At 42.0% G+C, this 10,211-nt stretch carries 8 protein-coding genes and 1 other annotated feature; all 8 genes read right to left on the reverse strand.

Annotated features, from left to right (window positions below; genetic code table 11):
* Nucleotides 1-222: 222 nt before the first annotated feature.
* Complete coding sequence (locus C406_RS0110400; RefSeq protein ID WP_081503754.1) at nt 223-1,158, reverse strand: threonine ammonia-lyase; 936 nt, start codon at nt 1,156-1,158, stop codon at nt 223-225.
* An 83-nt stretch (nt 1,159-1,241) separates the two neighbouring features.
* Complete coding sequence (gene leuD / locus C406_RS0110405; RefSeq protein ID WP_017380558.1) at nt 1,242-1,832, reverse strand: 3-isopropylmalate dehydratase small subunit; 591 nt, start codon at nt 1,830-1,832, stop codon at nt 1,242-1,244.
* Between the two features lie 27 nt (nt 1,833-1,859).
* Entirely contained in the window at nt 1,860-3,278 is a 1,419-nt protein-coding gene (leuC, locus tag C406_RS0110410; protein WP_017380559.1) for a 3-isopropylmalate dehydratase large subunit, read from the reverse strand.
* 18 nt (nt 3,279-3,296) lie between these two features.
* Nucleotides 3,297-4,397 (reverse strand): 3-isopropylmalate dehydrogenase, encoded by a 1,101-nt coding sequence (leuB, locus tag C406_RS0110415; protein ID WP_017380560.1) that lies wholly within the window; start codon nt 4,395-4,397, stop codon nt 3,297-3,299.
* A 33-nt stretch (nt 4,398-4,430) separates the two neighbouring features.
* The gene (locus tag C406_RS0110420) at nt 4,431-5,972 is read right to left on the reverse strand and encodes a 2-isopropylmalate synthase (RefSeq protein ID WP_017380561.1); all 1,542 of its coding nucleotides are present in this window, start codon (nt 5,970-5,972) and stop codon (nt 4,431-4,433) included.
* Nucleotides 5,959-7,029, reverse strand: coding sequence for a ketol-acid reductoisomerase (ilvC, locus tag C406_RS0110425; RefSeq protein ID WP_272943003.1), 1,071 nt, complete (start codon nt 7,027-7,029; stop codon nt 5,959-5,961). Before ilvC ends, C406_RS0110420 begins: the two co-directional genes overlap by 14 nt.
* Nucleotides 7,026-7,538 carry an acetolactate synthase small subunit gene (gene ilvN / locus C406_RS0110430; RefSeq protein WP_017380563.1) on the reverse strand — a complete coding sequence of 171 codons (513 nt, stop codon included), beginning with the start codon at nt 7,536-7,538 and terminating at the stop codon, nt 7,026-7,028. Before ilvN ends, ilvC begins: the two co-directional genes overlap by 4 nt.
* Nucleotides 7,535-9,265: a biosynthetic-type acetolactate synthase large subunit gene (ilvB, locus tag C406_RS0110435; protein ID WP_017380564.1), complete on the reverse strand. Its 1,731-nt coding sequence runs from the start codon at nt 9,263-9,265 to the stop codon at nt 7,535-7,537. Before ilvB ends, ilvN begins: the two co-directional genes overlap by 4 nt.
* 86 nt (nt 9,266-9,351) lie before the next feature.
* Nucleotides 9,352-9,603: a binding site (T-box leader), on the reverse strand.
* Between the last annotated feature and the right edge of the window lie 608 nt (nt 9,604-10,211).

The following is a 10,211-nucleotide window of genomic DNA, read 5'->3' on the forward strand; positions in this document are numbered from 1 at the left end:
TCAGGCTTTTTTTAGTTTCATAGCTATTTATAATAAATGATAGTAGTGAAATTCCATCCCTTTCTCCTGTTTTATCGAGAAGGGGATGGAATTTCACCAACGTCATATATTGTACTACCATAAACAGATCGACTTGGAAAACTTCGACGAGCACAATCACAACAGTTTAAACGTTGTTACCGCAAATGAAAAACCTCCGCATATAAGCGAAGGTTTAACTGTTTAAAAAGAATTTGCTTTACCTAAATTCATCGAAATTTTTCTACATGCTTCCAACTTGCCGATATCAAAGTTACCGCCACTAACGATAATGCCGGTTTTCTCGGAGTTAAATGGCAAGTGATTATAAAGAACGGCTGCAACAGCTGCTGCTCCCGCTCCTTCCACAAGCATTTTTTCACGCTCCAGCATAAAGAGAATAGATGAAGCAATTTCCTGTTCACTAACTGTGATGACGTCGTCCACATAAGACTGGATGATTTTTGTTGTCAATTTGCCAGGATCTTTCACATTAATCCCTTCTGCCATGGTAGGCGAGAACGGGATGGGTGAATTAGTTGTTCCATGAAAAATTGAGGAGATTGCGGATGCACTTTGAGCCTGCACGCCGATGACTCGGACGGACGGGTAAATCAATTTAACCGCAATCGCTGTTCCTGCGAGCAATCCTCCGCCCCCAGCTGGAACAACGATGGTATCTAGGTCTGGACATTGCTGTAGCATTTCCATTGCAACTGTCGCTTGACCTTCAATGATAGCCAAATCATCGAAGGGATGGACGAATGCAGCTCCGGTTAAGAGTTGCTCTTTTTTGGACGCTGCGTATGCTTCCTCAAAGTTCTTTCCAATCAATCTGACATCCGCTCCGTATTGCCTAGTTGCCAACACTTTCGCTTCTGGTGTAGTTTCCGGCATAAAGATCGTTACTTGCAGTCCTTTTTCTCTACCCGCAAGAGCCACGCCCTGTGCATGGTTTCCTGCCGAAGCAGCAATAATCCCTTTTGCACATTCTTCATCAGATAATTGACTGATTTTATTGAACGCTCCCCGAACTTTGAAAGACCCTGTTTTCTGCAGATTTTCAAGTTTTAAAAATACTTCACTGCCCGTGATTCTGTTCAATGTGCTCGATTGTTTACACGAAGTACGGTGAACAATTGGTGCTAACTTTTCAAATGCGCTGTATAAACCTGCTGTGCTATATGAATTCCCAACAAAACCATCTCCTCTATTAATTATAATTACGCCTGCTGCATTTTTTCTTCGTATGCCGTGATTTGAGCCTCGTGTTGGAATGTTAACTCTATCTCATCCCATCCTTTTAGAAGCATTTCTTTCCAATAAGGATCAATTTCAAACTCTAAACGAGTTCCATCCTGCCCTAAAACAGTTTGCTGTTCCAAATTAACCTCTAATTTATACTCTTCGTGCTTTCCTTTTTTAATGAGTTCATCCACTTCATGACCCAACAGACGAATCGGTAGAATGCCATTTTTCACACAGTTATTATAAAAAATATCAGCAAAGCTCGGTGCAATGACCACATTAAAACCGTAATCTTGAATGGCCCATGGTGCATGTTCACGCGAAGAGCCGCAACCGAAATTTTCTTGTGCGACTAAAATTTCAGAACCTTTAAAGCGCGGATCATTGAGAACGAAATCTTCTACAGTTGTTCCATCTGGATTGAAGCGCCAATGATGAAATAAGTATTTACCAAAACCCGTACGCTCAATACGCTTTAAAAATTCTTTTGAAATAATTTGGTCAGTATCTACATTTTTCCGGTCAAGTGGAGTCATCACACTTGAAATTTTATTGATTGGCTTCATCTGTAGACCTCCTTCAGGTAATCAAATTCAGGACGATGACACTGGTTCATGCATATACTTCCGGACATCCGTGAAGTGGCCTTCTATAGCAGCGGCTGCAGCCATGACTGGACTGACCAGATGCGTCATCGATCCCGCTCCTTGACGCCCTTCAAAGTTACGGTTAGAAGTTGAAGCGCAACGTTCACCTGCAGGAACCGCATCTTCATTCATAGCTAGACACATACTACAGCCGGTCTCACGCCATTCAAATCCAGCATCTAGGAATATTTTATCCAAACCTTCCTCTTCCGCTAGTCTTTTTACAGATGCGGAACCAGGTACAACGATTGCCGTGACAGATGGATGCACTTTTTTACCCTCCACAACCGCGCTAGCCGCCCGCAAATCCCCTAAGCGAGCATTTGTGCACGACCCAATGAACACATGCTGGATGTCTATAGAGGACAATGGTGTACCTTCTTCTAGGTTCATATAAGCTAGTGCCTGCTGCAATGCTTCACGATCTGCTTGTTTTTCTAAACTAGATGCAAATGGTACATGACCTTCGATACCAGCTCCCATGGAAGGATTTGTACCCCAAGTGACAAACGGAGAAATTTCATCTGCATGTATCGAGATAGAGACGTCATACTTCGCTTCCTGGTCCGTCGCAAGCGATAACCATTGCGCTGCTACTTTATCAAAAGCGTCTCCCTTTGGAACATGTCTACGGCCTCTCAAGTATTCAACCGTCTTGTCATCAGGGCTAATCAACCCTGCACGAGCTCCCGCTTCAATGGTCATATTGCAAATTGTCATACGTTGTTCCATCGTAAAATTACGGATCACTTCTCCCGTGTACTCTACAATATGACCCGTTCCCATATCAATGCCAAACTTCGCGATAATCGCTAGAATGACATCTTTTGCTGTAACTCCGAATCCAAGTTCCCCATCGATACGAATTTCCATTGTCTTCGGTTTTGATTGCCAAAGGGTTTGAGTCGACAGTACATGCTCCACTTCACTCGTCCCGATGCCGAACGCCAAAGCACCGAATGCTCCATGTGTTGATGTATGACTGTCCCCACAGACGATGGTCTTGCCTGGCTGTGTCAAACCTAACTCTGGTCCAATGACGTGCACGATCCCTTGGTCAGGATGATTCATCCCTGCAAGCGGTACGCCGAACTCATCACAATTATCCTGCAAGGTTTTAATTTGCTTGCGAGAAATTGGATCTTTAATGGTATCACGGTTTCTCGTAGGTACATTATGGTCCATCGTGGCAAAGCATAAATCCGGACGACGAACTTTCCGTCCATTAAGCCTTAAACCTTCAAATGCTTGAGGGGAAGTGACTTCGTGTAATAAATGAAGATCTATATAAAGGAGGTCTGGCTTACCTTGTTCTTCGTAAACAATATGTTGTTCCCAAATTTTCTCAATAATCGTTTTCGGCATTCGAAGCGCTCCTTCCCATTAAATATAAGAGAACATGATGTGTTCAGATACAAATTCTCTTTCAAGCTCTTCAATGACTTTTGTAACGAATGTATCAGTCGAGACGACGCGTTTACCGTCCTTGAACAGGTCAACCGTACAATAACCGTCTTCCAATACGCCCATTACTGCTTCTTCCATAGCCGATGCTTCTGAATGAAGGTTGAAAGAATGTCTTAGCATCATGGCCGCTGACAAAATGGCTGCAGATGGGTTTGCTATGTTGTGCCCTGTGATGTCTGGCGCAGAACCATGTACTGGTTCGTAGAGACCGAATCCATCAGCACGAAGACTAGCAGAAGGTAGCATTCCAAGAGATCCAGTGATTACAGATGCTTCATCACTTAAAATATCACCAAACATATTTTCAGTGACCATAACATCAAACCCTCTAGGATTAGTGATCAATTTCATGGCTGCCGAATCAACTAGCATATGCTCCACTTCGATATCGGGATAAGCATTCTTGCGTTCTTCGACAACTTCACGCCATAGTTTACTCGTTTCCAAAACATTTGCTTTATCAACTGAAGTAAGTTTCCCTCTTCGCGTGCGCGCGATTTCAAAAGCATGATTGACAATGCGCTCGATTTCTTTTCTGGTATAAACCAGTGTATCGACTGCCGATTTTTCGTTTCTACGTTTCGGTTCTCCGAAATATAAACCACCAGTCAATTCACGAACAATAACCATATCGACTTCTTTGGCCACTTCTTCTTTCAATGGTGACGAATCTAAAAGTGAAGGAATCGCTTTTACAGGTCGGATATTTGCGAATAAATCAAAATGCTTTCGGATACTCAATAAGCCTTTCTCTGGTCGCAAATGAGACGGGTGCTGATCCCATTTAGAACCTCCGACTGCACCAAGGAGGATTGCGTCACTAGCTTCACAAACCTCAATCGTTTCCTGAGGCAGCGGATTTTCATATTGATCAACCGCTATACCGCCAATTGCAGCATATTTTAAATGAAAAGTATGTCCATAGCGCATTGCAATGGATTTCAGCACCTTGACTGCTGCTCCTGTAACTTCTGGTCCGATTCCGTCTCCGGGCAATACTGCTATTGTCTTTTCCATTAGAAATTCCTCCTTTTCCTATTTACTTATCTTTTATCCAGCTTCTACTTCTACTTTTTGATTAGATTTTACAAGTTGACGATTCACTGCGTTTAAATAAGCTTTTGCCGATGCTTCCAAGACGTCCTGTGCAACATCACGTCCCGTAACTGTATCCCCGTTATAACTTAAGTTAATGACAGCTTCGCCCAATGCGTCGCGCCCTTTCCCAATGGAGGTTACACGGTAATCCAATATATGGACTTTACCAGCGACAATACGTTCTAACGTGTTAAATATGGCTTCAACAGCCCCTGCTCCAGCAGCTGATTGACTAATTAGTTCACCATTCGGCTGGCGAGCTGATACAGTAGCAATTGGAATACTATCTGTGCCGTACTGTACTTGCACGCTATCCAATTCATAGACTGGTATATGTTTTTCGTTAAATTGCTGATCTGTTAGTAATACAAATAGGTCTGCTTCCAAAATTTCTTTTTTGCTATCTGCTAGCTTTTTAAACTCCGCAAATGCTTTATTTAACTTCTCATCATTCAACTCAAAGCCCATCTTAATAGCACGGTCTTTGAAAGCATGTCTGCCGGAGTGTTTTCCTAGAACGAGTTCAGTGCTTGCGTCTCCAATCAATTCTGGAGTAATAATCTCATAAGTTAATGGGTTTTTCAGCATACCATCTTGGTGAATACCCGCTTCGTGAGCAAAGGCATTCTTCCCGACAATCGCTTTGTTAGGCTGAATCAAGCTACCCGTCAACTGACTAACCAGTTGACTAGTTCGCTTAATTTCTTTCAGATTGATACCCGTGTTAACGCCATATATTTGTTTTCGGATGTGCAGAGCAACTGCAATTTCTTCTAAAGCAACATTCCCTGCACGTTCTCCGATTCCATTAATAGTACCTTCAACTTGATCTGCACCATTTTCAATAGCTGCTAGTGTATTTGCTGTCGCCATGCCTAAATCATCGTGGCAATGTGCAGAAAGTTTCACTTTTTCGATACCAGGCACATTTTCTTTCATATATCTAAACAAGGCTCCGTATTCGCTTGGGGTTGCATACCCCACCGTATCCGGAAGATTAATCGTTGTCGCACCTGCCTCGATCACCTTTTTGATAATATAAGCCAAAAATTCCGGATCAGATCGAGAAGCATCTTCGGCTGACCATTGAACAAGCGGGAAGAACTTACGTGCGTATTTAACGGATTCAACTGCGATTTCCACTACCTGGTCAGGTGTTTTCATCAACTTATGCTCCATGTGAATGGGTGAAGTAGCCAAGAAAATATGAATATGAGGCTGTTCAGCACCTTTCAACGCTTCCCATGCTCGATCAATATCACTTTTAACTGAACGGGCAAGCCCTGTAATAATTGAATTTTTTACGATGCCAGCAATTCGTTGTACAGCATCAAAATCACCAGGTGAAGAAGCTGGAAATCCGGACTCGATGATCGTTGCTCCAAAACGTTCAAGCTGCCGGGCGATTTCAATTTTTTCAGCTGTATTTAAATTGATACCTGCTGACTGCTCTCCGTCCCTTAGCGTAGTATCAAAGATGTCAATTACGCGCACTTGCAACCACCTCTTTTTCTTTAACTTTTTTCCCTTCATTTACAAATGGCATCATTGCACGAAGTTTACGACCTACTACTTCAATTTGATGAGTTTCTTCCGCTTTTTCAATTGCAGTGAATTCCGGACGATTTAATTGGTTTTCAAGCAACCATCCTTTGGCAAACTTCCCTGTTTGGATATCTGTAAGGATATCCTTCATGCGGGCTTTCGTATCAGCATCTACAACACGCGGGCCTGAAACGAAATCTCCCCATTGCGCTGTATCCGAAATCGAATAACGCATTCCTGACATTCCACCTTCATACATAAGGTCTACAATCAATTTCAATTCATGCATACATTCAAAATAGGCAAGTTCCGGTTGGTATCCAGCTTCAACAAGCGTTTCAAAACCAGCTTTTACAAGAGAAGTTAAGCCACCACATAATACAGCTTGCTCACCGAACAAATCAGTTTCTGTCTCTTCTTTAAACGTTGTTTCTAACACTCCTGCACGAGTACTACCAATGCCTTTTGCGTAAGCAAGTGCGATTTCCTTTGCTTGCCCTGTAACATCCTGATGAATCGCGATTAATGCAGGAACTCCTGCTCCAGCTTCAAATGTACGACGAACTAGATGCCCTGGACCTTTAGGTGCCACTAAGAACACATCTACATCTTTAGGCGCCACAATCTGATTGAAATGAACATTAAAGCCGTGTGCAAATACTAGTGATTTCCCAGCTGTCAATGATGGTTTAATATCATCGTTATAAATTTGTGTTTGACGCTCATCCGGAACTAGCATCATGATGATATCCGACGCTGCTGCCGCTTCCGAAGCAGAAGCCACTTGCATGCCATCTTCTTGTGCCTGATCAAATGATTTACCTGCACGTACACCTACAACAACATTAAATCCTGAATCCTTTAAGTTTTGTGCATGAGCATGACCTTGAGATCCGTACCCGATAACTGCAATTTTTTTACCTTTCAATACCTGTTCGTTTACGTCTTGGTTATAATACATTTTTACCATTTTAATTTCCTCCTCGAGTTTGTTGTTTTTTTTTATAAAATAGATAGTTGGTCTGTATAGGCTTTTTGTGTTTCCCGCACGAATGCTGATACACCAGTTCTTGTAAGTTCTTTAATACCATATGGCTTCATTAAATCAATGAACGCTTCAATTTTGTTCGGTTCACCTGTAACTTGAAACGTTGTTACATTTTTGCTCATATCAACAACCGTCGCTCGGAATGGCTCAACAATTGTGCGGATTTCATTTCTGACTGACGGTGGAGTGACAACTTTGACTAACGCCAACTCCCTCAAAACAATCGCTTTATCCGTAATGTCATTTACTTTAATCACATCGATTTGTTTCTGTAGCTGTTTTAAAAGCTGCTCTAGTTTTCCTTCGTCTACCACATTTACCACAAATGTCATTTTCGACATTCCAGGCTGTTCGGTGTGCCCAACGGAAATACTTTCGATGTTGAACTGACGTTTCATCATAAGCCCAGTAACGCGGTTAAGCACACCGCTTTGATTAATTACCGTAGTTGTTATAACTCGTTTCATTCACCTTTCACCCCGATCATCTCGTTCAAACCTCTCCCTGGTGCGACCATTGGATAAACGTTTTCCATCTGTACGACCCGACAATCAATTAATACTGGTTCATTTGAATTAAGTGCTTCTGCGAATACAACTTCCGCTTCTTCTAGCGTCTCTACTTTGTATCCTTTAATATCATAAGCTTCCGCCAATTTCACAAAATCTGGCTGCACATGAATTAGAGACTGAGAAAAGCGTCCTTCATAGAAGGTTTCTTGCCACTGTCTTACCATACCTAGGCATTGATTATTTAAAATGACTACTTTTACAGGAAGGCGAAGTTCCTGGAGCAGGGATAATTCCTGCAAGGTCATTTGAAATCCAGCATCTCCTACAATCGAAATAACTTTGGAATTCGGCTTTGCAAGTTGCGCCCCAATTGCTGCAGGGAATCCAAAGCCCATCGTCCCGAGCCCCCCTGAAGTTACCCAGTTATCCGGATGATTGAATGCGTAATATTGAGCAGCCCACATTTGATGCTGTCCAACATCAGTTGTGACAACTGCATCTCCTCCTGTTAAGCGATGTATCAATTGAATCGCCTGTTGAGGAAGAATTCCCTGTTGTTTTTCTGCGTTATACTGCAGAGGATAGTCTATCTGGTTTTGCGACAAACATTCTAACCACTCTGTTGTATCCGGTGCTTCGAATGATTGTTTCAACAGCTCTAGCAGTGCTTGCTTCGCATCAGCTACTATCGGAATTGCTGTTGGAACATTCTTACCAATTTCAGCTGGATCAATATCAATGTGGATTACTTTCGCATTAGGTGCAAAATGTGCGAGATTTCCAGTTAACCGATCATCAAACCGTGCACCAATATTCAGTAGGACATCGCAATCACAAATGGCTGTGTTGGCTGTATACGTTCCATGCATTCCAGCCATTCCAAGAAATAACTTATGATTTCCGGCTATGCTACCAAGTCCAAGCAAAGTATTAGTAACTGGAATTTGATTACGTTCCACAAATTCCTTTAGCTCCTTAGTCGCTTTGGCGGTTAAGACACCCGCACCCGCTAAGATTAGCGGTTTCTTCGCCTGAGACAGGGCCAGTGCTGCCTTTTGGATTTGAAGATAGTTAGGACTAGTCGTTGGTTGGTAGCCTGGTAAGTACACTTCCTCATCTTTCGCGTTAGTCGCTACAAACAGGTTCGTTGAAATATCTTTTGGTATATCCACAACGACAGGTCCTGGGCGACCAGTAGAAGCAATATAAAATGCCTCTTTGATAATTCTAGGCAAATCTTTCACGTTCTTTACTTGGTAACTATGTTTTGTAATTGGTTGTGTGATTCCCAAGATATCTGCTTCTTGAAAAGCGTCTGTCCCAATTACTCCACTTGCAACCTGCCCTGTAAATACTACCAGTGCAATTGAATCGAGCATGGCGTCTGCAATTCCTGTGACCAGGTTCGTTGCTCCCGGTCCTGATGTAGCGATGACGACTCCCGTTTTTCCTGATACACGGGCATACCCTTCAGCTGCGTGTATTGCACCTTGTTCATGACGGGCAAGAACATGGCGGATTGGATTTTGATGCAATGCATCATAAATCGGTAGCACCGCACCACCTGGATAACCGAAAATAACGTCTACACCTTGGTCTTTTAAGGATTGAATCAGTACATCTGCACCCCTACCCGGTAGTTTCTGAATCGCTTTTTCTACAAATTTAGAACTTGCTTCCAAACCTTCCGCCTCCTTTTTTCTTATGCCTCGGTGGAATAAAAAATAAAAAAGCTTTTCCATCCCTACACAAAGAAACATATTCTTTGTATAGGGATGAAAAAGCTTCATGGTACCACCCTATTTCACTGCGTAAACGCAGCCTCATGGACAAGCACTGTGCTTAGTCCGTTGATAACGATAACCTTGATTGGGACGGTTACCGGGAACGCCTAATCGGTATTAACCTTTCAGCACTCCACTCGGAGGGGATGTCGTAAATGGTTGTATTACCGACTTGCACCACCGTCGGCTCTCTGAGAATACAATTTCCGTTACTTTAACCTCGTCATTGAATTGTCTTTATATGATTGTTTATTAATATCCAGTTGAGAAAATCAATTGGTTAGCATTTCCGTTTTTAGTGTATGAACAAAATCCTTCGAACATTACACTCAAGAATAAAAAATCAATCCGTTGGTAACTTTTAAATTTACATATTGACCAGTTAATTTGCATTTGGTATTTGTAAATTGTTGCTATCGTAACGTCTATTTTAAAGGGTGTCAATCAATACTTTTTAATTAATTAGTTAATTATGAATATTCATTAATCTTGTAACCGTTTTCATTGTTAGTCTGATAATGTTTTTAAGATTTAAAAAAATTTTAGACATTTTAGGATTACAGGTTAAAAAGTGACTATTGAGTAAATACAAAAAAAAAGCAGATGACATATCTGCTCTAAAAAAACTTTTTATGTAGGAACAATTTTTAAGTGTTTTAATTCAGCAGATCCTCACATGCGTGTGATTTGTTGAATTGCTATGTTTAATCCTGTTCATTTTGATTTATTGAAACTAAAAAAATCCCTGCTACACGCTGATTTCCGTTCCGAGCGGACGCGTTCCGTGGGGCGTGCGGTGAGCCTCCTCGTCGCGAAAAACCAAATCAATGCTCCTGCGGTTACT

The sequence above is a fragment of the Paenisporosarcina sp. TG-14 genome (assembly GCF_000297555.1).
Classification (GTDB): Bacteria; Bacillota; Bacilli; order Bacillales_A; family Planococcaceae; genus Paenisporosarcina; species Paenisporosarcina antarctica.

What these genes read in the sequence shown, in the direction of transcription:
- ilvN (WP_017380563.1), bottom strand. Translation starts at nt 7,538, where the DNA reads ATGAAACGAGTTATAACAACTACGGTAATTAATCAAAGCGGTGTGCTT.
- leuD (WP_017380558.1), bottom strand. Translation starts at nt 1,832, where the DNA reads ATGAAGCCAATCAATAAAATTTCAAGTGTGATGACTCCACTTGACCGG.
- leuC (WP_017380559.1), bottom strand. Translation starts at nt 3,278, where the DNA reads ATGCCGAAAACGATTATTGAGAAAATTTGGGAACAACATATTGTTTAC.
- leuB (WP_017380560.1), bottom strand. Translation starts at nt 4,397, where the DNA reads ATGGAAAAGACAATAGCAGTATTGCCCGGAGACGGAATCGGACCAGAA.